Below are 25,260 nucleotides of genomic sequence, written 5' to 3'. Positions count from 1 at the left end.
CCTCCGCGGGCTTCTCTGTCAGGGGAGTCGCCGTCCTGCCTGGTGCTGATGCGTTCTTGGGCGGCTGTCATGGGTCCACGACCCGTCCGTGTCCGTCACAAGGCATGCTGGGCCAGGGGATCGCGGACAGTGGCCGAACGACGGCCGTCAGCGGGGCCCGACTGTGTCTGCAGACCAGGGGCTTGCGGGCCGTGCTGGTGCTTAAGGCGACCACGAGACGTACGAGGCGAGGCACAGTATGGATGCTCCGGCCACCGGGTGGACCGACGACGGAACGGGCAGATCCACCGACGCGACCCTGATCCACCGCACCCTGGCCGAGATATCGCCCGTCGCGGATCAGGCGACCTCGTACTTCTACGCGCTGCTCTTCGTACGCCACCCGGAACTGAGGAACCTGTTCCCGGTCGCGATGGACGTCCAGCGCGACCGGCTCCTCCGTGCGATCCTCACCGCGGCCGACCGGCTGGACGACGCACACGCACTGGCCGAGTACCTCGGCGAACTGGGGCGGGGGCACCGCAAGTACGGCACGTTGCCCATGCACTATCCCGCGGTGGGGGAGGCGCTCATGGGCGCCCTGAGCCGCTACGCGACCACCACCTGGGACGGGGAGACCGAAGCGGCGTGGGTGCGTGCCTACACCGCGATATCGCAGATCATGATCGACGCGGCCGCCGCGGACGAGCAGCGGGCCCCCGCCTGGTGGCACGCGGAGGTCGTGGCGCACGACCTCAGGACCCGTGACATAGCGGTGCTCACGCTCCGGCCCGACCAGGCCTACCCTTTCATCGCCGGCCAGTACACGGCCGTGGAGACCCCGTGGTGGCCCCGGAACTGGCGGCACTATTCCTTCGCTTCGGCACCCCGCCCCGATGGCCTGCTCACCTTCCATATCAAGGCGGTCCCGGCCGGCTGGGTCTCCAACGCCCTGGTGCACCGGGCCCGGCCCGGGGACATCCTGCGCCTCGGCCCGCCCACGGGCTCGATGACGGTCGACCACTCCACCCACAACGGTCTGCTCTGCCTGGGCGGAGGCACGGGCATCGCGCCCATCAAGGCGCTCGTGGAGGATGTCGCGGAGCACGGCGACCGGCGTCCGGTGGAGGTCTTCTACGGGGCACGCAGCGATCACGACCTGTACGACATCGACACGATGATGCGGCTCCAGAACACCTTTCCCTGGCTCGAAGTGCGGCCTGTGGTCGCCATCGGTCCGGGAAGGGGAAGCGGCCTGATGAGGGGACTGCTGCCCGAGGCGGTGCGGCAGCACGGCCCGTGGCACGAGTACGACGCCTATCTCTCGGGCCCGCCCGGCATGATCCGCAGCGGCGTGGACGTGCTCCGGGGCATCGGGATGCCGGCCGGGCGTATCCGCCACGACTTCCTCGACGAACCGGCCGACACCGGCCCCGCCTGACCGCGACAGCCGCCGTCACACCGGAGCACCGGCCGCCGCCTCTCCTCCCGGATCGGTGGCGGTCAGCCCAGATCGGGCGCGTGCATCGCGCGTACGCCCTCGATGTTCCCGTCCAGATAGTGCCGCAGCGACAGCGGTACGAGGTGGACGGCGGCGATCCCCATTCGGCTGAACGGAACCCGTACGACGTCGTACTCCCCGCAGGGATCGTCGATCTCGGGGCCGTGCCGCCGGGACAGGTCCATCGAGTCCAGTCGGCAGACGAAGAAGTGCTGGACCTTCACGCCCTTCACTCCGCCGCCCTCGATGTGCTCCACGGTGTCGACGAAGCAGGGGACCACATCGGTGATCTTGGCGCCGAGCTCCTCGTCCACCTCGCGGTGCAGGGCGTCGACCACGGTCGCGTCCTCGGGCTCGACCCCGCCGCCGGGCGTGAGCCAGTAGGGATCCACTCCGGGCTTGGTGCGCTTGATGAGGATCAGGTCGTTGCCGTCGAGCAGAATGGCGCGTGCGGTGCGCTTGACCACGGGACGTTCGGTCATGGCAAGAGAGTGGCCCGCAGAACCGGTTCTGAAACACCGGACCGGTGCTGGGCGGCCCTGAGGTCACCAGTCGGCGGCAGCACGCAGCAGCCACTCGTGCGCCCGCGCGATGTGGGGCAGCGCGAGTGTGCCGGTCCGCACCGCCAGGAAATAGGTGCGCAGGGGAGGAACCGGAGGGTCCAGGAGGGCCACGACCTCGCCCCGCTCCAGCGCCCTCTCGCACAGGTAGCGCGGCAGCACGGCGAGTCCGGCGCCCGCTGCGGTGCACTCCAGGACCGCCCGGAGGTCGGGCACGATGACGGTTCCCGCGAGGGCGGGCCGACTGTCGAAGACGGCGGCCCAGTACCGGGAGACGAGCGGCAGGCTCTCATGGACCTCCACGACGGGCAGCTGCTCCAGGACCACGGGCCCCTTGTGGCGCAGGGTCCCGGGGCCGAGGCGCCCGGCCCAGCGCGGCGCGGCGACCAGGACGTGTTCTTCGTCGCAGAGCGCGGACGCGGTGAGCAGCCCACCGCGCGGACGGGCGGTCGCGATGGCCAGGTCATGATGTCCGGCGGCCAGCCCTTCCAGTGCTTCTTCCGCCCCGGTGAAGAAGGAGCTGCGCAGGGCCAGGCCCTGGGCGACGAGTGGGGTGAGCGCGGGCAGGGCGCGCATCGACGAGAATTCGGGCGGCCCGGCCAGATGCAGCGTCCTTACGCCCGACTCCTCGTCGAGCTCCGCCTCGGCGATCTCGATCAGAGCGTCCAGATGGGGCGCCGCCCGGTGCGCGAGTTCGTCGCCGATGGTCGTCGGGGTCACGCCGCGGGCCCTGCGCAGGAAGAGCGGGCGGCCGAGCTGCCGCTCCAGGGTCCGGATCTGCGAGGTGACCGCGGGCTGGGAGAGGCCGAGCAGGGCGGCGGCCCTGGTGAAGGAACCGGCCCGGTGCACCGTGACGAACGTGCGCAGCAGGGTCAGGTCCATGTCCTGTCCTTCCTACCTTCGCGATGCTTCGGACCCGTACAACTATAAATATGTCGATAGGTCGCTGTCGCTACTGTGATTGGACACTGACGGAGAGTCAACTAGCCTTGTTCGGGCGGTTCTTCGCAGGAGGAACCGGGGGCGGTCCGAGCCACGAGGGGGGAGGCTCGGACCGTCCATCTTTCGTACGGCGACCAGCTGCGGGTTCCTTGCCGGGGTACGCCTTCCAGATGGGTGCTGGGGGAGTTTCAGCGTGAGGGGAGCCGTGAGGCGGTTGCCCGCGGCGATAGGTGGTGTCAGCAGGCGGTTCACGGCTGCCGCGCCCTTGGCCCCGGATTTCGGCATGAAGTGGGCGTAGTGCTCAAGCGTGATGGTCGGCGTCTCGTGGCCGAGCCAGTGCGAGAGCGTAACGATGTCCTCCCCTTCGGGGAGCGTCACGGAGGCGTACGCATGGCGGGTCATGTGGAAACCTCGTTGGGCGACTCAGCGTGCGCTCCCCTACGCGCGCCCGGCTCGGGCTTCGGGATCACTCCGGCCGCGGCGAGCGCGGGCCTCCAGGTCGTACGTTCCAGCTCTTGAAGTTGTTCGAGTTACCGGCGGCGTTCGTGAGAACGAGGGCGTGGGCCTGCTTCTTCTCCGAGTCGGCTTCGGCCCAAGGCAGTTCGATCGCGGCAGGCGCGTACGTGCGCATGTGGAGCAGTAGCTCCGCCGCGACGGATGCGGACATCGGGACTACGCAGGCTTTCTCGTCCTTCGGGAGCTTGTAGAACATCGTGTTGCCGTCGAGTTGGACCTGGCGGCATACGTGGATCTCTTTGGCGTCGAAGTCGATGTCCGTGGTCACCGCACCGAAGACCTCGCCCTGGCGGAGGCCGCAGCCGACGCCTAGGACGACCGCGATGCGGTGGCTGGGGTTGATGGCGTCGGGGACGGCCCGGACTACCTCGGTCGCCCATGCCTCCCGCTTCTTCTCCGGCAGTCCCTCCGGCCGCATCGACATCGCACCACCCCCACGGTCGCACGACGGGAGCCGTCCGCACAGACGATCACCCGCGCCCGCCATCACCCGCACGGAATTGCGCAGCAGAGTCCTCGATGGCCGCCCGGCCGACTACAGCCCGAGCCGATGTCCCCCAGGCCTTCCGCTCATCGCGGAGGCGATCACCACGCAGTCGTCGATCCAAGCGTCCGCCGATCTCGACCTCGGGCGCACCGAGGACCGCCTCGCGGATTACCTCGATGGCTCGGAGGGCGCGGTGTTCTTGTCGGGGATCACACTGCTGCACACCGACTGGACTTCGGACAACGTCCTTGTCGTCGCTGGCGCGTCCCGAGTCGTCGACTGGGCCTGGCCGACGCGCAGCGCCGTCTGGATCGACGCGGCGTGCTGGGTCGTCTGGCTCATCTCCGCCGGCCACACACCAGAGGCCGCCGAGCAGTGGGCGGCGAAGATCCCAGCCTGGCCCACGGCGACGTCGCGCGCACTCGACGTGTTCGCCACCGCGCAGGCCCGCCTGTGGGAGGGCATCGCCAAGGACGACCGGAATGGAAACGGAACCTGTCCATGGCGGCGACGGCTTCATCGCCCACTACCAGGGCTACGCCCTGCTGAAAATGCCGCGCCCAGATTCCCTGAGCCTGGTCACTCCGCTCGCTGCGACGCCGAACTTCGGCCGTCGCGTCACCCGGCGTTGGCAACCGGGTTCGTGGCGCATGGGCCATCGGCGCCTGGCAGCACGGCGTCAGAAGGCCTGGAGATATACCCGGACCTGATCGTCCTTGAGCGCCTGAACGTAGACATCGATCCACTGCACTTTCTTGCGGCGGTCATCGTTTACGCACGGAGGGCACACTCCCGCCCAGCGTGTCCCTGCCAGCGTCTGTGGCTCGGCCAGCCCGAGGTGCTTGAAGCGCTCTCTATCCGGGACGAAGTTCTTCTTCTGCGCCTTCAGGGGATCCCCGGAGTGCAGGTCCTCCGCGATGCCCTCGGCGTTCTTCTCGCTGGTGACGAAGGACAGGAGGTAGATGTCCTCCTGCGGATTGATCTGGACGGCGCCCTTGGTCTGTGTGGCGTCCTTGGGCACGGTGACGTTCATGAACGCGGATGCCTGGGGCGCGCCCGCGTTTTTGTCCCAGTGCCAGTCACGTCCCTCGGTCACGCGGCGATCGTCCCCATCCGATCCGGAGCACGAGGCCAGAAGAACGACGGCGGCGAGCGCCGCGAGGAAGTGGGCGCCACGTCGGATCTTCAACGATTCTCCTCGTCACCGCGGGACACGTCTCCGCGGGTACCTTCGCGGCCCTGGTCCGGTGGGTTCACCGTAGAGGGTGTGGGACTGTTCAGGTCGTACGTGTAGGTGGAGCTGCTTCCCCTCATATCGAATTCCTGGGCGAGGCCCGTCTTGTGCAGACGGCCCATTTCGGAGTCTGGGACCTCACCGATGACGGGAAAATTGGCCGACTTGCCTGCGTCCCAGTTGTACCGGTCCCAGACGTTGGCCTGGTAGTCGAGCGAGACCTTCGGTTTGCCGTCCGCCCCGGGACTGACGGTGACCATGCCTGAGACGTTCTGCTGGTGCGAGCCGACTGCGTGGAACCACTCGTCGCTGTTGAAGGTCCGACCGACCGCCTTGCTCTCCACCGGGACGACGACAGTCTGGTCGCCGCCGGCCTTCTTGAATGCGTCGGGCCCTTGCTGCTTCCACGCGTCCTGGTTCTGGGCGATGTGGACGTTGACGTCGTCGCGGAACCCGGAGTCGTCCTGCAAGATCCGGTCCACGTCGAGATCCAGCGGCTCGCCGGTCTTGCCCAGGTAGTGCTCCATGTTGCGCGATGCCGCGTTCTCTCCGGTGAAGTCGCCGCCGGCTGCGATGGCCTGAGCACGGGACAGGTACCAGAGGTCTTTGGCCGTGGGGTCCTCGGTGTTGAACGCTCCGGAGCCCTCGTCCGCCGCATGCCACTTGTACAGCGGGCTCATGATGCCGGCCTTGCGCAGCTCGTCTCCCCTTTTCTGGAGCAGGATGGCGCGGGTGACGGGAGCCAGGTCGTGCCACCACTCGGCGACCGCGCGCTTGCTCTTGGGGATGTGCTGAGCCTTTGCCGCCTCTTCCAGGGACGGGTACGGGTTACCCTTCGGGTCCCGGTTGAAGCCGCCCACCGTGCCGTCCAGAAGATTCGAGTCCTGCGTCAGTGATGCCAGGGCGAGCTTGAACCCCTCGTCGGCGTCGTTCACCGCCTTTACGGCGACATCGATCTGTTCGTTCCAGCTGCCGGCCGCCGTACGGGCGCTCTCCTGATAACCAGGGTCATGCATGTAGGCGACGTACGCTCCGCGGTCGAGCTTGGACGTATCGAAGGCGACCACACCGCGCTCCGACACCCGCATGCCCGCCTTCACAGCGTCATCGCGGACGCCCTCGATCTTCTTCCTCAGCCGGGTGAACTGAGGGGGGAGGCTCGGACCTGCACATACCTCTGGCCGGTCGCCACCCGTGCCACCGGTCGGTCAGCGCTCGCTCATCGCCGCGTCGAGCGCCCGTTCCACATCCGCCACCAGGTCCGCCGGGCTCTCCGCGCCGACCGAGAAGCGGATGAAGCCCTCGGGCACGGCGTCACCGCCCCAGCGCGCCCGGCGCTCGGCGGTGGAGCGCACTCCGCCGAAGCTCGTCGCGTCGTCGACCAGCCGCAGCCCGGTCAGGAAGCGCTCGGCCCGTTCGCGGTCGGGCAGCACGAACGACACCACGGAGCCGAAGCGCCGCATCTGCCGCACGGCCTTGGGATACGACGGATCGGAGGGGAGTCCGGGATAGCGCAGCCCGGTCACCTCGGGCCGCTTGCCGAGCGCCTGCGCCAGCGTCAGTGCGGTGGCGCACTGCCGGTCGATCCGCAGCTCCAGCGTGGCCAGCGACCGGTGAGCGAGCCAGGCCTCCATGGGGCCGGGGATGGCTCCGACCACCTTGCGCCAGCGCCGTACTCCCGCTGCCAGCTCGGGATCACGGCAGGTCACATGGCCGAGCAGGATGTCCCCGTGTCCGGTCATGCCCTTGGTGTCACTGGCCACCGAGAAGTCGGCCCCCAGCTCCAGCGGGCGCTGGCCGAGCGGTGTGGCGAGGGTGTTGTCGACGGCCACCAGCGTGCCGGCCGAGTGCGCTGCCTCGACGAGCCGGCGCACATCGCAGACGTCGAGCCCCGGATTGGACGGGGTCTCGATCCACAGCAGCTTGGCGCCTTCGAGGACCGCCGGCTGGGCATCGCCACCGGTCGGCGCGGTCCGCACCTCGACGCCGTACGCCTCCAGCTGCTCGCGCACCAGCGGCAGGGCCTGGTAGCCGTCGTCGGGCAGCACGACCACATCGCCGGTGCGTACCTGGGACAGCAGCACGGCCGAGATCGCCGCCATCCCGGAGGCGAAGACCGTGGTCTCGACGGGCTCCCCCGGTGCCTCCAGCTCACCGATGGCCCGTTCCAGATGGGTCCAGGTCGGATTGGTGTCCCGGCCGTAGGTGTACGGACCGGTCGGCTCACCGGAGAGATGGAAGTGCGCGGCGAAGACCGGCCCGGGGAGGGTGGGCTCGAACTGCTCCGGTTCGGGCAGCCCGGCCCGTACCGCTCGTGTTCCGTCACCCAGGGTGCTCATACCGCTTCCTCGCTTCTCTCACCGGCGCTTCTCTCTCCGGTATGCCATGGACCTGAACTGCACTGTCTCAGGAGGCTTCGGGTCAGTCCTCGTCGGGCAGGATCACGTTCAGTGCCCACGACACGATGGAGATGATCAGTCCGCCGAGCACGGCGGTCCAGAAACCGTCGACATGGAAGCTCAGATCGAACAGGCCCGCGAGCCACGAGGTCAGCAGCAGCATGAGCGCGTTGACCACCAACGTGATCAGCCCGAGCGTGAGGATGAAGAGCGGCAGGGTGAGCAGCTTCACGACCGGCTTGACGACGAAGTTCACCAGACCGAAGAGCAGGGCCACCACGATCAGGGTGAGCGCCTTGCGACCGGTGCTGCCGCCGGTCAGCGTGATGTCCTGGATCAACCAGATGGCCACGGCCAGCGCACCTGCGTTGGCGATCGTCTTGACTACGAAATTCTTCATGTGTCTGATCGTGGCAGACCTGATCGGTGGCGGACACCGGCAGCGCAGAGGCAAGGGGCGGACAGGGCATGAAGGCGTTCAGACTGGACGAACTGGAGGCGGAACGGGCCGCCAACGACGGCGCGTATCTGCAGTTCGTGAAGGAACGGAACATGTCCGTCGGCCTGTACGCACTGGATGCCGGTGAGCTCGACCCGCAGCAGCCGCACAATCAGGACGAGGTCTACTTCGTCGTCAGCGGCCGCGCAGCCATCACGGTCGGCATGGAAACCACGCAGGTGGGCAGAGGGAGCGTGGTGTACGTACCGGCCGGTGTCGCCCACAAGTTCCACCACATCACCGAGGACCTGCGGGTGATGGTGGTCTTCTCACCCCCGGAGAGCTGAGCCCCGGGGCTGAGGCGCCCGAGAGCTGAGCCCCGGAGGGCTGTGGCACCCGAGGGCTGGGCCCCGGAGGGCGGGGGTCCGGTCTCAGGGATCCCTCAGGGGTCGATCAGGGGACTTCAAGGGCTGCGGACCCACCGCTGGCCCCCTCCGCGCCTCTAGCATCGAAGCAGGAACTCATGGAGACGAGGTAAGGACGATGGCGGTGCGGGAGATATTCGCGGGGATGCCCTGGTGGGTGAAGTGGATCGCGGTGCCGGTCATCGCGATCGTCGTGTTCGGCGGTCTCATCGCCAGCGTGATCGGGTTCGTGATCGGACTGCTCTTCAAGGTCCTGATCTTCGTGATCCTGGTCGGCGGGCTCATCTTCGTCGTACGCAAGTTCATGTCGTCGTCCTCGTCGCGCGGCGACTGGTAGGACGATCGGAAGCCGGCCGGGGCATTAGCCCAGCTGAGCTAAGCGGAAGACGAAACGACACCCCTCGCGGACCCGGCGGATAGGGTGGCAGTTCGCTGCCACCACCTGGGAATCAACAGTCCGTCACCACGCTGACCAGTGGCCAGTACGGCGTTCGTCGTCCGGACCCCAGCCATGCGGCAGTGCGTGGGGGCGGCCCCCACAGGCGGGCTGACTACCCGTCACCATGCCTGGGGGTGACTGTTGACCACGGCATCGAGCACTGCTGCCCCGACGCTGATCGGTTCGGTTCAGCGAGCGCTGAGGCTGCTGGAAGCCGTGGTGACCCATCGCGACGGGGCACCCGCGAAACAACTGGCCAGGGAAGCGGGTCTTCCCCTTCCCACGGCCTACCATCTGCTGCGCACCCTGACTCATGAGGGTTATCTGCGCCGGGAGAACGGCGTCTTCCTCATCGGGACCGCGGCCGAACGCCTGGTCGACGAAGGGGCGTTGCAGAATCGTCGCGGCAGAATGGCCGAGTCGCTGGGCCGCTGGCGCGACATCATCGGCGCACCCGTGTACTGCGCCGTCTACCGCGAGGGCGAGATCGAACTCATCGCGGTCGCCGACACCCCCGCCATCCCCGCCGTCGACGAATGGGCCTCCTTCCGGGAGACCGGGCATGCCCACGCGATCGGTCAGTGTCTGCTGAGCCAGCTCGACGAGAAGGCCCGCGAGGACCACCTCGACCGTCACCCTGTGCGTCCGCTGACCCGCTACTCGGTCAAGGACCGGGCCACGCTCCTTGAGCGACTGCGGTCGATGGAGCGGACGGAACCTGTCATCGAGCGACAGGAGTACGCCCTGGGGACGGTCTGTGCGGCCATCCCGATCACGGCCGGATTCACCGCTGCCGCGATGGCGATTTCCGTACCCCTGGAGCAGGAAAGTCGGTTGCTCCCCGCAGTCGAACAACTACGTGGCGAAGTGGCCAACCTCTTGCGTTCGTTCGTGTTCTCTATCAGTATCTGAAAAATCACTCCTTGTGATCTGCTATCGCGTGCACCACGATGGCGTCAATAGGGCCACGGGGGATCATTCCTGGCCAGATTCATCTACTGCGGGGTTGAACGATGCGCGAGTCGGTTCAAGCTGAGGTCATGATGAGCTTCCTCGTCTCCGAGGAGCTCTCTTTCCGGATCCCGGTGGAGCTCCGGTACGAGGTCTGCGATCCGTATGCGATCCGGATGACCTTCCATCTGCCCGGTGACGCCCCCGTCACCTGGGCATTCGGCCGTGAGCTGCTGCTCGACGGCCTCAACAGCCCCAGTGGCGACGGCGATGTGCATATCGGTCCCACTGAACCCGAGGGGTTGTCCGACGTACATATCCGGCTCCAGGTCGGCGAGGACCGGGCTCTCTTCAGGGCCGGTACGGCACCACTTGTGGCGTTTCTCGACCGGACCGACAAGCTCGTGCCACTCGGGCAGGAGTGCACGCTGGGTGACTTCGAGGGCAACCTGGAAGACGCCCTGGGCCGAATTCTCGCCGAGGAACAGAACGCAGGCTGAGCGGAAACGGCGCCGCCGACCGGCTCGCCGGTCGAACACGGTACCTGCCGAATGGGTGAATTGCTCAGCGTGGAGAAGCTCAAGGCCTTGCCCTGCGACGACGGCCCTTCCCGGTCCGTACGGGTGCCGAAGCTCCGGCTTCCGCGCCGGGCCCTGTGCGGTCCGCGGAGACGACCAGCGCAGCGAGCACCGTCGTCACCGGCACCGAGGCGACCAGTCCGATCGAGCCGACCAGCGTTCGTACGATCTCCTCCGCCACCAGCTCGCTGTTGGCCACCGTCCCCACGCTGCTCTGGGCGATGGAGAACAGCAGCAGCAACGGCAGTGCGGCGCCCGCGTAGGCGAGCACCAGCGTATTGACGACCGAGGCGATGTGGTCGCGTCCGATCCTGATCCCTGCCCGGTAGAGCCCCCGCACACCCAACGTCGGGTTCGCCTGGTGGAGTTCCCAGACCGCCGACGTCTGGGTCACGGTCACATCGTCGAGGACCCCGAGCGAACCGATGATGACACCGGCCAGAAGTAGACCGCTCATGTCGATGTGCGGGTACAGACCATGGATGAGGCCGGTGTTGTCGTCGGTGTTGCCGGTCAGGCTCGCCCAGCCGATGAAGAGCGATCCGAGCAGTCCGATCAGCAGCAGCGAGATCAGTGTGCCGATCACCGCCACCGAGGTGCGGGCGCTCAGGCCGTGGCACATGTAGAGCGCGATCAGCATGATCGCACTGGCCCCGACCACCGCGACGAGCAGCGGGTTGGAGCCCTGGAGTATGGCCGGGAGGATGAACAGGGTCAGCACGGCGAACGAGACGGCGAGCGCGACCAGCGCCATCACCCCGCGCATGCGGCCCACCGCGACCACGACCAGGGCGAAGATCCCGGCCAGCAGGGTCAGCGGGAACTTCCGGTTCACATCCGTCACCGAGTACTGCAGGTCACGGGGCGCGTCGGGGGCGTACGCCACGACCACGCCCTGACCGTCGCGCAGCTGACGCGTCGCGTCGGGCTGGACGATCTCGGTGAAGGTCCGGCCCTTGTCGTGACCGGTCGCCACCTCGATCGTGGCCTTCTTGCACAGCCCCCTCGCGCTTCCCGAGGGCGGTGTGGCGGCCCCGTCCATGGGCGTCTGGACCGCGTTCACCTCCTTGCAGTCCACCATGTCGACATTCACCACCTTTCCCTGCTGGGTCTGCCGGTCGAATCCGACGCCGGTCCGCTCGTGCGACGGCGCACCGCCCGGCCAGAGCGCCACCAGACCGACGAGGACGGCGGTGGCGAACGGGATCAGTACGGCCGCGATGACTTTGCGCAGATGTCTGGAGACGGGTGCGGCGGGGCCATGGCTGTGCGAGTGACCGTGCTGATGGCCCTGCGTTTCGAGGTCGATAGGGGGGGACGTCACCGGCCGATCATCGCAAGAAGAGACGGGCCCACTGTTCATCAGGCCGGACGGGGCGCTAGCGTGGGGGAACCTTTGCACACGCGGGAGCTCGGAGCACCGGGCTGAGAGGGCGCTGATCTCCGTACGTCCGTACGGGACAGGCTGCGCCGACCGCCGAACCTGTTACCGGGTAATGCCGGCGTAGGGAGTAGGTCTCATGACCACATCGGACGCACGCACGCCTGCCTCGAACCAGAGCGACGAGGCCGGGAAGTCCATCGGTTGGCACAAGGGGTACGTCCGGGGCTCGCGTCCGGACCTCCGGGTGCCGGTCCGTCAGGTGCACCTCACCAACGGCAAGGACGTGACGCTGTACGACACGTCGGGTCCGTACACCGATCCCACCGTCGAGACGGATGTCCGCCGCGGGCTCGCACCGCTGCGGGAGAACTGGATCACCGCCCGCGGCGACACCGAGGAGTACCCGGGCCGCCCCGCCCGCCCCGAGGACGACGGGCTCAAGCACACCTCGCCGCGCGGCGGACTGCGCAACCTCGACGCGGTCTTCCCCGGTCGTCCGCGGCTGCCGCGCCGCAGCCGGGACGGGCAGCCGGTGACCCAGCTCGCGTACGCCCGCCGGGGCGAGATCACCCCGGAGATGGAGTACGTGGCGATCCGGGAGAACGTCGAGCCCGAGGTGGTGCGCGAGGAGATCGCGGCCGGCCGGGCCGTGCTGCCGGCCAACGTCAACCACCCCGAGATCGAGCCGATGATCATCGGCAAGCGATTCCTGGTGAAGGTCAATGCCAACATCGGCAACTCCGCGGTGACGTCCTCCATCGAGGAGGAGGTGGAGAAGATGACGTGGGCGACGCGCTGGGGCGCCGACACCGTCATGGATCTGTCCACCGGCCGCAACATTCACACCACCCGTGAGTGGGTTCTGCGCAATTCACCCGTTCCGATCGGAACCGTCCCGCTCTACCAGGCCCTCGAAAAGGTCGACGGCCGGGCGGAGGAACTGACCTGGGAGATCTACAAGGACACCGTCATCGAGCAGGCCGAGCAGGGCGTCGACTACATGACGGTCCACGCCGGCGTGCGCCTGCCGTACGTACCGCTGACCGCCCGCCGCAAGACCGGCATCGTCTCGCGCGGCGGCTCGATCATGGCGGCGTGGTGCCTCGCGCACCACAAGGAGTCGTTCCTGTACGAGCACTTCGAGGAGCTCTGCGAGATCCTCGCGAGCTACGACGTGACGTACTCGCTGGGCGACGGGCTGCGACCCGGCTCGATCGCCGACGCCAATGACGAGGCGCAGTTCGCCGAACTGCGCACGCTCGGCGAGCTGAACACGGTCGCCAAGAGGTTCGGCGTCCAGACCATGATCGAGGGGCCGGGACATGTCCCGATGCACAAGATCAAGGAGAACATCGACCTCCAGCAGGAGATCTGCGAGGAGGCGCCGTTCTACACGCTCGGCCCGCTGACCACCGATGTCGCGCCGGCGTACGACCACATCACCTCCGGCATCGGCGCGGCGATGATCGCGTGGTGGGGGACGGCGATGCTCTGCTACGTCACGCCGAAGGAGCACCTCGGCCTGCCCAACCGGGACGATGTGAAGACCGGCGTCATCACCTACAAGATCGCGGCGCACGCGGCGGACCTCGCCAAGGGGCACCCGGGGGCGCAGGACTGGGACGACGCGCTCTCCGACGCCCGGTTCGAGTTCCGCTGGGAGGACCAGTTCAACCTGGCCCTCGACCCTGACACCGCACGGGAGTTCCACGACGAGACGCTGCCCGCCGAGCCGGCCAAGACGGCGCACTTCTGCTCGATGTGCGGCCCGAAGTTCTGCTCGATGAAGATCTCCCAGGACATCCGGCGCGAGCACGGCGGTTCGCAGTCGGAGATCGAGGCGGGCATGGCGGAGAAGTCCAAGGAGTTCGCGGCGGCGGGCAACCGGGTCTATCTGCCGATCGCGGACTGATCCGGACCCGGGACGAGGTATCGCCCCGGAGGCTTCCGCCTTCGGGGCGACCGCTCCTGCCGTCCGGCAGGTATGAGGAGATGGTCAGTGCGCTCCTGCCGGACGGCAGGTGTGCGGACCCGGTCAGTCCAGTTCGTGTTCGGGGCCGCCGAAGTCGGGGCTGGTGAAGTCCGGTGAGGTGAACGTCGGCCGGGGGCCCGCCGCCGGGCCGTCGCCCGGACTGGAGAAGTCCGGCGGGCTGTAGCCGACCTTCGGGATGCGGTTCGCCGAGCGGACCGGTGTGCGCGAGGCGGGCCCGGCCTCGGGATCGGCGAGCGCGTCCCGCAGGAACGGCAGGATGCCGCGCTCCAGCAGGGCGTGACGCCAGGCCTCCCTGGCCCGTGCCACGTCCTCCGGCAACTCCTCCTCGTCGTCCTCGACGGGCTGCGGCTCCGAGCCGTTGCGCAGTGCCGTGATGAGCAGCCCGACGGCGGCGGCCAGGATGGCGGCGGCCGTGACCGCGGCGAAGAACCAGCCCGCGGAGACCATGGTCGAGGCGAAGGACGGCGCCGGGTCGAGCAGCCTCAGCAGGTAGCCCGCCAGCAGGAATATGAACGCGGCGGTACCGGCGAGCACCGGCGCCAGGACCGTGACGACGGCTCCTATGCCGGCGCCCGACTGGTGCGGACGGCCCGTGCCGGAGCCGGGGAGCGCGTCCTGGTCCGTCCCGTCGGCAGGGCCGCGAAGTTCCTCGCGGGCCTGCACGTAGTGCTTGTACTCGGTGGCGGCGGTCGCGGTGATCAGCTCCGTGGCGTCCAGCGCCATCGTGCGCAGCTGGACGGCGTTGAGCCGTTCGCCGACCGCGGCCAGATCCGGCCGTTCATGGGCATGACGCAGTGCGTCATCGAGGATCCGCTCGTACTCGGGGCGGTCCTCGGCCAGCAGGTGCGGAGCGCTGTTCATGTGCATCCCCCGATGCTCCGTCGGGCCTGAGTGCCCGTTGGAGACGGGCAGTTGGGCGGAAACGGAGGAGAGCCTGCTACTGATACGCCGATGGTAGAGCGCCCACGGCACGGGGTGACAGGGGGTTTCCGGAAATAGGCCCAGTGGTCGGCGTGGTCAGGTCGTGGAGCGTCTTCCCGGAAGAGCGTCAGTCATGCAGAGGCAGCTGGACGACCAGTAGCTTTCCGGCCATGGTCACTCCGCCGTCCATGGCGATGGCGAGCCCGTCCGCGTACACGTGCGGACCGTTGACCACGGGGCCGGAGCCGTCCTCGCCGTCCTCCGAGCCGACCTCGCCGAGGAGGTACGGAATGGGGCTGTGACCATGGACGATGCGCTGTCCGCCGTAGGCCGACATCAGTTCCCGGACGGCCTGCGGACCCGACTCGTCGCGGAAGGCGAACCGCTTGGTGAGCTTGCGGAAGAGGTCCCAGCACTCGTCGGCGTCGTTACGCGTGAGAATGGCGTGCACGGTGTCGTTGACGTCCTCGATGGTGGTGCCGTATTCGAGGTACGCCGTCGTGTCGGAGTGCATCAGCAGATGCCCGTCCTCCTCGACGATCGCGTCGAGCCGGGACATCCACTGGAGGTGGACGTCCTGGAGGCGCTCCATGTCGTTCTTCTGGCCGCCGTTGAGCAGCCAGGCCGCCTGGAAGGTGGCGGTGCCCGCGCCGGAGTTGACCGGGGTGTCGCTGAACCGCTTGGCGCCCAGGAGCAGCAGCTCGTGATTGCCCATCAGGGCCTTGCAGTAGCCGCCGGCGGCCGCGGCCTCGGCGGACAGGCGCATCACGAGGTCGATGACCCCGATGCCGTCCGGGCCCCGGTCGGTGAAGTCGCCGAGGAACCAGAGCCGGGCGTTGCCCGCCGACCATTTGCCGTCGGCGTCGATGAGGCCCTGCTCGGCGAGGGCGGCGTGGAGCTCGTCCAGATAGCCGTGGACGTCGCCGACGACGTACAGCGGTCCGCGACCCTGCTCCGGAACGGGGCGCGGGTCGGGGACGGTCGGTACCTGCAGGGTGTCACCGCGGTTGATCACGGGAAGATCGCGCGCGGTGGGGGTGTAACCGTCCGGCGGCATGTCACCGGGGACGGCGTTGCCCGGGTGCGGTGATGCAGGCGGCACCGGGCTCTGGGCATAGGGCGGTACGCGGAAGTCGCGCAACGTCGCCGTCCGCACCACGGGTTCCTGACCGGCCCCCTGTGTCATCGACCCCTCCACCACCGTCGCGCCGCCGTACACCTGACGGGCCCTGCTGGTCGGGGCGGTCCGCGGTGTCGTGCGCCCATCATAGGAATGCGGATCGTGCTGTGTGACGCACCAGGGGTGGTGAATCCGGACGCACGTCGGGTTCACCGGCCGATTGGTCCGAAATCGCCTGATCAATCCCCTGCCGGAGAGCGGGGTGCGCTGACCGTGGTGCGGGGTGGACGGCGTTGCGAGGAGGTCCGGACGATGAGTTCGGTCGGTATGACCTGCTCCACCGGCCGGTCCTGGTCCACACCCTCGATGGCGTCGATCAGGAGCTGGACGACCGCGGTGCCGATCCTGCGCGGCTTGAGCGAGAGGGTGGTGATGGGCGGCTCGGTCGTCGCGTACACGGTGGACTCGCTGCAGCAGACCAGCAGCAGGTCCTCGGGGACGCGTAAGCCGTACCGGCGGGCCGCCGCCAGCAGATCGGTGCCGTTGGGGTCGAAGAGCCCGTAGACGGCGTCCGGCCGGTCGGGGCGGGCGAGCAGCCGGTCGGCGGCGACCGCGCCCGCGCACGGGTCGTGGGCGGGGTACGACTCGTACACCGGGTCCTGGCCCACGCGCTCGCACCAGTGGAGGTACGCGGTGGTGGAGAGGCGGGTGTACGTGTCGGTGGTGGTGCCGGTGAGCAGGCCGATGCGGCGGGCGCCGGCGGCGGCGAGATGGTCGAGCAGGTCGAGGACGGCGGCCCGGTGGTCGTTGTCGACCCAGGCGGTGACCGGGAGCGTCCCGGCCGGGCGCCCGTCCGAGACGACGGGCAGCCCCTGGCGCACGAGTTCCGTGACGACCGGGTCCTGGTCGGAGGGGTCGATCACGACGGTGCCGTCGAGTGCGACGTTCGACCAGACGTCGTGTCGCGAGGTGGCGGGCAGGATGACGAGGGCGTAGCCGCGGGCGAGCGCGGCCGAGGTGGCGGCTCTGGCCATCTCCGCGAAGTACGCGAATTCGGTGAAGGTGAAGGGTTCGTCCCCGTAGGTCGTCACGGTCAGGCCGATGAGGCCGGACTTGCCGGTACGGAGGGTTCGGGCCGCGGCGGAAGGGCGGTAGCCCAGGCGCTCTGCGACCTCGCGGACATGGCGGCGGGTGGCGTCCGGGAGCCTGCCCTTGCCGTTGAGCGCGTCGGAGACGGTCGTGATGGAGACTCCGGCGGCGGCGGCCACGTCCCGGATTCCCGCTCGTCCCTGCCGGCCGCCGCGCCGGGGTGTGTCCGTCCGGCTCACCTGGTGCTTCCCTGCTGCTGTCATGGCGAGCCGATAGTAGGGCTCGGAGGGGTGGTTGGCCTGGTCGCATATTCACTCGTTGACAGGCACGTTTCTGCATGATCATTGAAGATCAAATGCCTTGTAAAACAAGGGTGTTGAAGGGTTTGACCGTAGTGTGTCATGCGTCGAACCCGATGGGCCTGCTAAATGGTCGATGTCTCGAAGAGGTCTCATCTCACCTCTTCGGGGGACGCGCGCCACGGAGTGAGCCACCGGCGCGCGACGGGGCGACGAGCGCTCCCCCCATTCCTGGTCGCACCGGACGATTGGACGCTCCGGCCATTCGCAGCGGCGCCCAATCCTCATAAGGTGAGCAGTATTGATGTGTACAGACGATCGAGGAGGACCTGCGGTGAGCGAGACGAGCCCCAAGCTGCGTGCCGAGCTGGACGGCGTCCCCGCCTATGTACCGGGCAAGCCGGCCGCCGCCGGTGGACCGGTCGCGTTCAAGCTGTCCTCCAACGAGAATCCGTATCCGCCGCTGCCCGGAGTGATGGAGTCCGTCCTGGCGGCGGCCGCGAACTTCAACCGCTACCCGGACATGGCCTGTACCGGTCTGATGAACGAGCTGGCCGACCGTTTCGGTGTGCCCCTCTCGCACCTCGCCACCGGAACCGGCTCGGTCGGGGTGGCGCAGCAGCTGCTCCAGGCCACGTCGGGCCCGGGTGACGAGGTCATCTACGCCTGGCGCTCCTTCGAGGCGTACCCGATCATCACGCAGGTCAGCGGTGCGACCTCGGTGAAGGTTCCGCTGGACGAGGGTGAGGTGCACGACCTCGACGCGATGGCGGACGCGATCACGGACCGCACTCGGCTGATCTTCGTCTGCAATCCGAACAACCCGACCGGCACCGTGGTGCGCCGGGCCGAGCTGGAGCGGTTCCTGGACCGGGTGCCGGGCGATGTCCTGGTGGTGCTCGACGAGGCGTACCGGGAGTTCATCCGCGACGTCGAGGTGCCGGACGGCATCGAGATCTACCGGGACCGGCCCAATGTGGCGGTGCTGCGGACCTTCTCCAAGGCGTACGGCCTGGCGGGCCTGCGGGTCGGTTTCGCCGTGGCCCACGAGCCGGTGGCGGCCGCGCTGCGCAAGACGGCGGTGCCTTTCGGGGTCAGCCAGCTCGCGCAGGACGCGGCGGTCGCCTCGCTGCGCGCCGAGGACGAACTCCTGGGGCGGGTGGGCTCCTTGGTGTCCGAGCGACAGCGGGTGCAGCGGGCGCTGGCCGGGCAGGGGTGGACCGTGCCGGATTCCCAGGCGAACTTCGTCTGGATACGGCTCGGGGACCGTACCGCCGACTTCGCCGCGGCGTGCGAGCGGGCCGGAGTGGTGGTCAGGCCGTTCGTGGGCGAGGGCGTGCGGGTCACGATCGGGGAGGACGAGGCGAACGACCTGTTCCTGAAGGTGGCGGAGTCGTTCCGCGAGCAGCTGTAGGGCGGCGGCGCAGGCCGCCCGCGCGACGAAGGGCCCCGGCCCCGTACCTCGTTTCGACGAGGTACGGGGCCTTCTCGCCATTGAGGGCCGGAGCGTCTGGTTCGGGCTGATTGATCGGAACGTCCCAAGACGGGTACCCCGCCCGAACGTCCCGAAAGTCTGTGCGCCATAATGCTTGTGAATGTGAACGCGTTCACAAGCGCGTCCTGTTCCTCCCGTGATTAGTCGGATTTAAAGGGCAAACTGCCGGTGTGATTACGGCGACGTAAGGAGAAGACGACGTGGAGCTAGCTCTGGCGCCGGAGACGCTGGCGCGATGGCAGTTCGGTATTACCACCGTCTATCACTTCCTGTTCGTCCCTCTGACGATCTCGCTCGCCGCGCTCACCGCCGGCCTGCAGACCGCCTGGGTCCGGACGAACAACGAGAAGTACCTCAGGGCGACGAAGTTCTGGGGCAAGCTCTTCCTGATCAACATCGCCATGGGCGTAGTCACCGGCATCGTCCAGGAGTTCCAGTTCGGCATGAACTGGTCCGACTACTCGCGGTTCGTCGGTGACATCTTCGGCGCCCCGCTCGCGTTCGAGGCGTTGATCGCGTTCTTCTTCGAGTCCACCTTCATCGGGCTGTGGATCTTCGGCTGGGACAAGCTGCCGAAGAAGATCCACCTCGCCTGCATCTGGATGGTCTCCATCGGGACGATCCTGTCCGCGTACTTCATCCTGGCGGCCAACTCCTGGATGCAGCACCCGGTCGGCTACCGGATCAACAAGGAACGCGGCCGGGCCGAGCTCACCGACTTCTGGCACGTGCTCACCCAGAACACCGCGCTCGCCCAGTTCTTCCACACCATCACCGCGGCCTTCCTGGTCGGCGGCGCGTTCATGGTCGGCATCGCCGCCTTCCACCTGGCGCGCAAGAAGCACATCCCGGTGATGCGGACCTCGCTGCGGCTCGGCCTGGTCACCGTGGTCGTCGCCGGACTGCTCACCGCCATCAGCGGCGACACGCTCGGCAAGGTCATGTTCAAGCAGCAGCCGATGAAGATGGCCGCCGCCGAGGCCCTCTGGGAGGGCGAGAAGGGTGCGCCGTTCTCGGTCTTCGCCGTCGGTGACGTGGCCAAGGGCCACAACACCGTGGAGATCTCCATCCCGGGGATACTGTCCTTCCTCGCGGACGACAGCTTCACCTCGTACGTCCCCGGCATCAACGACGTCAACAAGGCGGAGCAGGAGAAGTTCGGCCCCGGCGACTACCGGCCAAACATCCCGGTCGCGTTCTGGAGCTTCCGCTGGATGATCGGCTTCGGGATGGCGTCCTTCGGCCTCGGCATCCTCGGACTGTGGCTGACCCGGAAGAAGTTCATGCTGCCGCCGGCACTGCGGACCGGTGAGGACGAAGTGCCGAACCTGGTCCTCTTCAAGAGCAAGGCACTCAGCCCGAAGCTCACCAGGTGCTACTGGATCGTCGCGCTCTGGACGCTGCTCTTCCCGCTGATCGCCAACTCCTGGGGCTGGATCTTCACCGAGATGGGCCGCCAGCCCTGGGTCGTCTACGGCGTGTTCCAGACCCGCGACGCGGTCTCCCCCGGCGTCTCGCAGGGCGAGGTGCTCACCTCGATGATCGGCTTCACCCTGCTCTACGCCGTGCTCGCGGTCGTCGAGGTCAAGCTGCTCGTGAAGTACATCAAGGCAGGCCCGCCGGAGCTCACGGAGGCCGACCTCAACCCGCCCACCAGGATCGGCGGCGACCACGACGACGCCGACCGGCCGATGGCCTTCTCCTACTGAGAGCAGAGGAGCTGAGAGATGGAACTCCACGACGTCTGGTTCGTGCTCATCGCCGTCCTCTGGACCGGCTACTTCTTCCTGGAGGGATTCGACTTCGGGATCGGCGTCCTCACCAAGCTGCTGGCCCGCGACCGCAAGGAACGACGGGTCCTGATCAACACGATCGGGCCCGTCTGGGACGGCAACGAGGTGTGGCTGCTCACCGCGGGCGGCGCGACCTTCGCCGCCTTCCCCGAGTGGTACGCCACGCTGTTCTCCGGCTTCTACCTGCCGCTGCTGATCATCCTGGTCTGTCTGATCGTGCGCGGGGTCGCCTTCGAGTACCGGGCCAAGCGGTCCGGCGAGAAGTGGCAGACCAACTGGGAACACGCCATCTTCTGGACCTCGTTGATCCCGGCCGTGCTCTGGGGCGTGGCCTTCGGGAACATCGTGCGCGGCGTGAAGATCGACGCCGACATGGAGTACGTGGGCAACTTCTGGGACCTGCTCAACCCGTACGCCATTCTCGGCGGACTGGTCACGCTCTTCCTCTTCACCTTCCACGGCGCCGTGTTCGCGGGGCTCAAGACGGTCGGGGACATCCGGGAGCGGGCGGGCAGGCTGGCGCTGAAGCTGGGGATCGTCACCGCGGTGCTCGCGCTCGGCTTCCTGATCTGGACCCAGCTCGACAACGGGGACGGCTGGAGCCTGCTGGCGATGATCGTCGCCGCGGTGGCGCTGGTCGCCGCGGTCGCCCTGATCGCGGCGGGACGAGAGGGCTGGGCGTTCGCGTTCTCCGGCGTAACCGTCGCGGCCGTGGTCGCGATGCTCTTCCTGACGCTCTTCCCGAACGTCATGCCGTCCTCACTGGACGACGCCTGGAGCCTCACGGTCACCAACGCCTCGTCCACCCCGTACACGCTGAAGATCATGACCTGGTGTGCCGGGATCGCCACCCCCGTCGTCCTGCTGTACCAGGGCTGGACGTACTGGGTGTTCCGCAAGCGCATCGGTACGCAGCACATCGCCGAAGCGCACTGAACGCAGCTGGGGCCCGACCGGCGGATCACGGCCGGGGTCGCGACGCCGACCCCGATCCGCCGGGCGGACCCCGATCGAACGACCGAGACCGCTAGGGGCTGTTTCACGTGAAACCGATCGACCCGCGTCTGCTCCGCCACGCCCGCGCCACCCGCTTCTTCCTGGCAGCCGTGGTGGCGCTCGGAGTTGTCGGGGCGGCCCTGGTCATCGCCCAGGCCATGCTCGTCGCCGAAGTGGTGGTGGGCGGGTTCGAGGACGGACTGACGGTCTCCGGGCTGCGGACCCCGCTGATCCTGCTCGCCGCGGTCGCGCTCGGCCGGGGCCTGGTCTCCTGGCTGACCGAACTGGCCGCGTACCGGGCCAGCGCGGCGGTCAAGTCCGAACTCCGCGGCCGGCTGCTGGCACGGGCGGCTTCGCTCGGTCCCGGCTGGCTGAGCGGCCAGCGCACCGGTTCCCTGGTGGCGCTCGCCACCCGTGGTGTCGACGCGCTCGACGACTACTTCGCGCGCTATCTGCCGCAGCTCGGACTCGCCGTGGTCGTGCCGGTGGCGGTCCTGGCCCGGATCGTCACCGAGGACTGGGTCTCGGCGGCGATCATCGTGGTCACGCTGCCCCTCATCCCGCTCTTCATGATCCTGATCGGCTGGGCCACCCAGTCACGGATGGACCGCCAGTGGCGACTGCTGTCCCGGCTCTCCGGACACTTCCTCGACGTGGTCGCCGGGCTGCCGACGCTGAAGGTCTTCGGCCGCGCCAAGGCGCAGGCCGAGTCCATCCGTACGATCACCTCGCAGTACCGCCGGGCCACGCTGCGGACCCTGCGGATCGCGTTCCTGTCGTCCTTCGCCCTGGAGCTGCTGGCGACGCTGTCGGTGGCCCTGGTGGCCGTCACCATCGGCATGCGGCTGGTGCACGGCGGACTCGACCTCTACACCGGCCTGGTGGTGCTGATCCTGGCGCCCGAGGCCTATCTGCCGATCCGCCAGGTCGGCGCGCAGTACCACGCGGCCGCCGAGGGGCTCTCCGCCGCCGAGGAGATCTTCGCGGTCCTGGAGACCGAGCCCCGGCAGGCCGGCACGGCGGACGTTCCCGGTTCCCTCCGGCTGGAGCTGGAGGGGGTGACCGTACGGCACGAGGGGCGTACCGAACCCTCGCTGAACGCGGCCTCACTGGTTGTGGACGAGGGGGAGACCGTGGCCCTGGTCGGCCCCAGCGGCGTCGGGAAGTCCACCCTGCTCGACGTGGTCCTCGGTTTCACGGCACCCGACGAGGGGCGGGTACGGATCGGCGGCGCCGATCTGGCGACGCTCTCGCCCGAGCGGTGGCGGGAACGGATCGCCTGGGTGCCGCAGCGTCCCCATCTCTTCGCGGGCACCATCGCGGAGAACGTACGGCTGGCCCGGCCGGATGCCGACGACCGGGCGGTGACGGCCGCCTTGCGGGACGCCGGGGCGTACGACTTCGTTTCGGAACTGCCGGACGGTGCACAGACGCTCATCGGCGAGGACGGCACGGGCCTCTCCGCCGGACAGCGCCAGCGGCTCGCCCTCGCGCGGGCCTTCCTCGCCGACCGCCCGCTGCTGCTGCTCGACGAGCCGACCGCGAGCCTGGACGGCGAGACGGAGGCGGGGATCGTCGAGGCGGTACGGCGACTGGCCGTGGGCCGGACCGTGCTGCTGGTCGTGCACCGCCCGGCGCTGCTCCCGGTGGCCGACCGGGTGGTGACCCTGGACCCGGGGGCGACCGAACGGCCGGCGAGGACCGGGGCGGCTGTGACGGCCGTGACGACCACGGACTCCATGACGTCCGGGGCGGCCGTGCCGTCCGTGGCCGTGCCGCGGCCGACGAGCGCGCCCTTTGCCCACGAGGGGCGCGAGGAAGAGACGCCGGAGCCCGAGGTGCTGCGGGAGACCGCGGCCCGCTCCGGACGGGTCCTGGCCCGGGTGAGAGAGGCCGCCGGTGCACAGCGCGGCCGGCTGGCGCTCGCGCTGCTGCTGGGCAGCCTCGCCCTGGCCTCGGCCGTCGGGCTCATGGCCGTCTCCGGCTGGCTGATCTCCCGCGCCTCCGAACAGCCCCCGGTGCTCTATCTGATGGTCGCCGTGACCGCGACCCGCGCCTTCGGACTCGGCCGGGCGGTCTTCCGCTACGCCGAGCGCCTGGTGTCGCACGACGCGGTGCTCAAGATGCTCGCCGAACTGCGCGTCTCGGTCTACCGGGGGCTGGAGCGCATCGCGCCCGCCGGACTCCGCCGCACCCGGCGCGGGGACCTGCTCTCCCGGCTCGTCGCCGATGTCGACGCCCTGCAGGACTACTGGCTGCGCTGGCTGCTGCCCGCCGGGACCGCCGTGGTCGTCGGCACGGCGGCCGCCGGGTTCATCGGCTGGCTGCTGCCCGCGGCAGGCGTCGTGCTGGCCGCCGGACTGCTGCTGGCCGGGGTGGGCGTGCCGCTGGTCAGCAGCGCCTGCTCCCGTCACACGGAACGCCGGCTCGCCCCCGCACGCGCCGATCTGGCCACCCGGATCACGGACCTGCTCGGCGGGACCGCCGAACTGACCGTCGCGGGTGCCCTGCCCGCCCGTGCGGAACGGACCCGGGACGCCGACGGCGTGCTGACCCGGATCGCCGCCCGCGCGGCGACCGCCAACGCGCTCGGCGGCGGACTCATCGCCCTGGTCACCGGCCTCACCGTCGTCGCCACCGCACTCGTCGCCCTTCCCGCCGTGCACGACGGCCGGCTCGCGGGCGTGGAACTCGCGGTGGTGGTGCTCACCCCGCTGGCCGCCTTCGAGGCCGTGGCCGGCCTGCCGCTCGCCGTGCAGTACCGCCGGAGGGTCGAGCGCAGCGCGGAGCGGGTGTACGAGGTGCTGGACGCCCCGCTGCCCGTACACGAACCCGAGAGCCCGGCCGAGGCGCCCGCGTCGCCCTTCCCGCTGGAGGTACGGGGTCTGTCGGCGCGGTACGCCGGAGCGGCTCGGGACGCCCTCGACGGCGTCGACCTGACGTTGACGGCCGGCAGGCGGATCGCCGTCGTCGGGCCCTCCGGCTCCGGGAAGACGACCCTTGCACAGGTCCTCGTCCGCTTCCTGGACGCACGGGCGGGGACGTACCGGATCGGCGGCGTCGAGGCCGGTGCGCTGGAGGGGGACGCCGTCCGGCGGTTCGTCGGGCTGTGCGCCCAGGACGCCCATGTCTTCGACAGCACCATCCGGGAGAACCTGCGGCTGGCCCGGACCGGTGCGACGGACGAGGAGCTGCGGGACGCCCTCGGCCGGGCGCGGCTGCTCGACTGGGCCGACGCGCTGCCCGACGGGCTCGACACCCTGGTCGGCGAACACGGCGCACGCCTCTCCGGCGGCCAGCGCCAACGCCTCGCCCTGGCCAGGGCGATCCTCGCCGACTTCCCCGTACTGGTCCTGGACGAACCCGCCGAGCATCTCGACCTGGCGACCGCGGACGCCCTGACCGCCGACCTGCTGGCCGCCACCGAGGGGCGCACGACCGTCCTGATCACCCATCGCCTGGAGGGACTCGAAGCCGTCGACGAGGTGCTGGTGCTCGACGGGGGCAGGGTCGTGCAGCGCGGCCCGTACGCCGATCTCGCCGCCGGGGAAGGCCCCCTGCGCCGGATGCTGGAGCGCGAGCGGGAGACCGCACGGGTACCCGGCGGAGCCGCGGGTGTACGGGAGGAAGCACGGGCGGCGTCCGGGGAAGCAGTGGGCGCGCACGCGTGAGCCGGGCGGTGTGACGAAGCCGTGGGCGCGCACGCGTGAGCCGGGCGGC

21 protein-coding genes are annotated in these 25,260 nt (G+C 69.0%); 10 read left to right on the top strand and 11 right to left on the bottom strand.

The genetic code is table 11. The features are described from left to right. The first annotated feature begins 238 nt into the window (after positions 1-238). Complete coding sequence (locus tag OG842_RS19710) at positions 239-1,420, top strand: globin domain-containing protein (protein ID WP_266731298.1); 1,182 nt, start codon at positions 239-241, stop codon at positions 1,418-1,420. Positions 1,421-1,482: 62 nt separating this feature from the next. Here OG842_RS19710 and OG842_RS19705 read toward each other — a convergent pair whose 3' ends face one another. The 7 genes from OG842_RS19705 to OG842_RS19675 all read right to left on the bottom strand — a co-directional run bounded on the left by OG842_RS19705 (position 1,483) and on the right by OG842_RS19675 (position 8,018). Next, positions 1,483-1,962, bottom strand: coding sequence for an NUDIX domain-containing protein (locus OG842_RS19705; RefSeq protein WP_266731296.1), 480 nt, complete (start codon positions 1,960-1,962; stop codon positions 1,483-1,485). A gap of 63 nt (positions 1,963-2,025) precedes the next feature. Beyond that, positions 2,026-2,922, bottom strand: a complete 897-nt coding sequence (locus tag OG842_RS19700; protein WP_266731294.1) for a LysR family transcriptional regulator — start codon at positions 2,920-2,922, stop codon at positions 2,026-2,028. Positions 2,923-3,448: 526 nt separating this feature from the next. After that, the gene (locus tag OG842_RS19695; protein ID WP_266731293.1) at positions 3,449-3,922 is read right to left on the bottom strand and encodes a hypothetical protein; all 474 of its coding nucleotides are present in this window, start codon (positions 3,920-3,922) and stop codon (positions 3,449-3,451) included. 742 nt (positions 3,923-4,664) lie between these two features. Further along, on the bottom strand, positions 4,665-5,081 hold the full coding sequence (locus tag OG842_RS19690) for a hypothetical protein (protein WP_266731292.1): 417 nt from the start codon (positions 5,079-5,081) through the stop codon (positions 4,665-4,667). 89 nt (positions 5,082-5,170) lie between these two features. Further along, positions 5,171-6,307, bottom strand: a complete 1,137-nt coding sequence (locus tag OG842_RS19685) for a hypothetical protein (protein WP_266731291.1) — start codon at positions 6,305-6,307, stop codon at positions 5,171-5,173. A 120-nt stretch (positions 6,308-6,427) separates the two neighbouring features. Beyond that, on the bottom strand, positions 6,428-7,558 hold the full coding sequence (locus OG842_RS19680; protein ID WP_266731289.1) for a cystathionine gamma-lyase: 1,131 nt from the start codon (positions 7,556-7,558) through the stop codon (positions 6,428-6,430). A gap of 82 nt (positions 7,559-7,640) precedes the next feature. Beyond that, on the bottom strand, positions 7,641-8,018 hold the full coding sequence (locus OG842_RS19675) for a phage holin family protein (protein WP_266731287.1): 378 nt from the start codon (positions 8,016-8,018) through the stop codon (positions 7,641-7,643). A gap of 68 nt (positions 8,019-8,086) precedes the next feature. Between OG842_RS19675 and OG842_RS19670 the strand changes: the two genes are divergently transcribed. The 4 genes from OG842_RS19670 to OG842_RS19655 all read left to right on the top strand — a co-directional run bounded on the left by OG842_RS19670 (position 8,087) and on the right by OG842_RS19655 (position 10,372). Next, positions 8,087-8,404, top strand: a complete 318-nt coding sequence (locus OG842_RS19670; RefSeq protein ID WP_266731285.1) for a cupin domain-containing protein — start codon at positions 8,087-8,089, stop codon at positions 8,402-8,404. Positions 8,405-8,606: 202 nt separating this feature from the next. After that, the gene (locus OG842_RS19665) at positions 8,607-8,819 is read left to right on the top strand and encodes a DUF5326 family protein (RefSeq protein WP_266731284.1); all 213 of its coding nucleotides are present in this window, start codon (positions 8,607-8,609) and stop codon (positions 8,817-8,819) included. A gap of 243 nt (positions 8,820-9,062) precedes the next feature. Continuing rightward, the gene (locus OG842_RS19660) at positions 9,063-9,833 is read left to right on the top strand and encodes an IclR family transcriptional regulator (protein WP_323185760.1); all 771 of its coding nucleotides are present in this window, start codon (positions 9,063-9,065) and stop codon (positions 9,831-9,833) included. A 101-nt stretch (positions 9,834-9,934) separates the two neighbouring features. Then, on the top strand, positions 9,935-10,372 hold the full coding sequence (locus OG842_RS19655) for an SsgA family sporulation/cell division regulator (protein ID WP_072488197.1): 438 nt from the start codon (positions 9,935-9,937) through the stop codon (positions 10,370-10,372). A gap of 79 nt (positions 10,373-10,451) precedes the next feature. Here OG842_RS19655 and OG842_RS19650 read toward each other — a convergent pair whose 3' ends face one another. After that, the gene (locus OG842_RS19650) at positions 10,452-11,813 is read right to left on the bottom strand and encodes a YibE/F family protein (RefSeq protein WP_443063992.1); all 1,362 of its coding nucleotides are present in this window, start codon (positions 11,811-11,813) and stop codon (positions 10,452-10,454) included. Positions 11,814-11,970: 157 nt separating this feature from the next. Between OG842_RS19650 and thiC the strand changes: the two genes are divergently transcribed. Continuing rightward, the gene (thiC, locus tag OG842_RS19645; protein WP_266731281.1) at positions 11,971-13,746 is read left to right on the top strand and encodes a phosphomethylpyrimidine synthase ThiC; all 1,776 of its coding nucleotides are present in this window, start codon (positions 11,971-11,973) and stop codon (positions 13,744-13,746) included. A gap of 123 nt (positions 13,747-13,869) precedes the next feature. On the opposite strand, the gene OG842_RS19640 is transcribed toward thiC, so the two are convergent. The 3 genes from OG842_RS19640 to OG842_RS19630 form a co-directional block, all read right to left on the bottom strand. Then, a complete protein-coding gene (locus tag OG842_RS19640) occupies positions 13,870-14,694 on the bottom strand; it encodes a hypothetical protein (RefSeq protein WP_328512416.1) in 825 nt (274 codons plus the stop codon). A gap of 181 nt (positions 14,695-14,875) precedes the next feature. Beyond that, a complete protein-coding gene (locus tag OG842_RS19635; protein WP_328512415.1) occupies positions 14,876-15,934 on the bottom strand; it encodes a metallophosphoesterase in 1,059 nt (352 codons plus the stop codon). Positions 15,935-16,107: 173 nt separating this feature from the next. Further along, positions 16,108-17,220 carry a LacI family DNA-binding transcriptional regulator gene (locus OG842_RS19630; protein WP_266731277.1) on the bottom strand — a complete coding sequence of 371 codons (1,113 nt, stop codon included), beginning with the start codon at positions 17,218-17,220 and terminating at the stop codon, positions 16,108-16,110. Positions 17,221-17,590: 370 nt separating this feature from the next. On the opposite strand from OG842_RS19630, the gene hisC reads away from it, so the two are divergent. From hisC to cydD, 4 genes are all read left to right on the top strand, one after another. Then, positions 17,591-18,670, top strand: a complete 1,080-nt coding sequence (gene hisC, locus OG842_RS19625) for a histidinol-phosphate transaminase (RefSeq protein ID WP_266731275.1) — start codon at positions 17,591-17,593, stop codon at positions 18,668-18,670. A gap of 281 nt (positions 18,671-18,951) precedes the next feature. Next, complete coding sequence (locus OG842_RS19620) at positions 18,952-20,460, top strand: cytochrome ubiquinol oxidase subunit I (RefSeq protein WP_266731274.1); 1,509 nt, start codon at positions 18,952-18,954, stop codon at positions 20,458-20,460. A gap of 18 nt (positions 20,461-20,478) precedes the next feature. Continuing rightward, entirely contained in the window at positions 20,479-21,480 is a 1,002-nt protein-coding gene (cydB, locus tag OG842_RS19615; protein WP_266731272.1) for a cytochrome d ubiquinol oxidase subunit II, read from the top strand. 107 nt (positions 21,481-21,587) lie between these two features. Next, positions 21,588-25,211, top strand: a complete 3,624-nt coding sequence (gene cydD / locus OG842_RS19610) for a thiol reductant ABC exporter subunit CydD (protein WP_328512414.1) — start codon at positions 21,588-21,590, stop codon at positions 25,209-25,211. The last annotated feature ends 49 nt before the right edge of the window (positions 25,212-25,260 follow it).

Source organism: Streptomyces sp. NBC_00376 (assembly GCF_036077095.1).
GTDB lineage: Bacteria > Actinomycetota > Actinomycetes > Streptomycetales > Streptomycetaceae > Streptomyces.
This window is presented reverse-complemented; position numbering and strand designations above follow the sequence as displayed.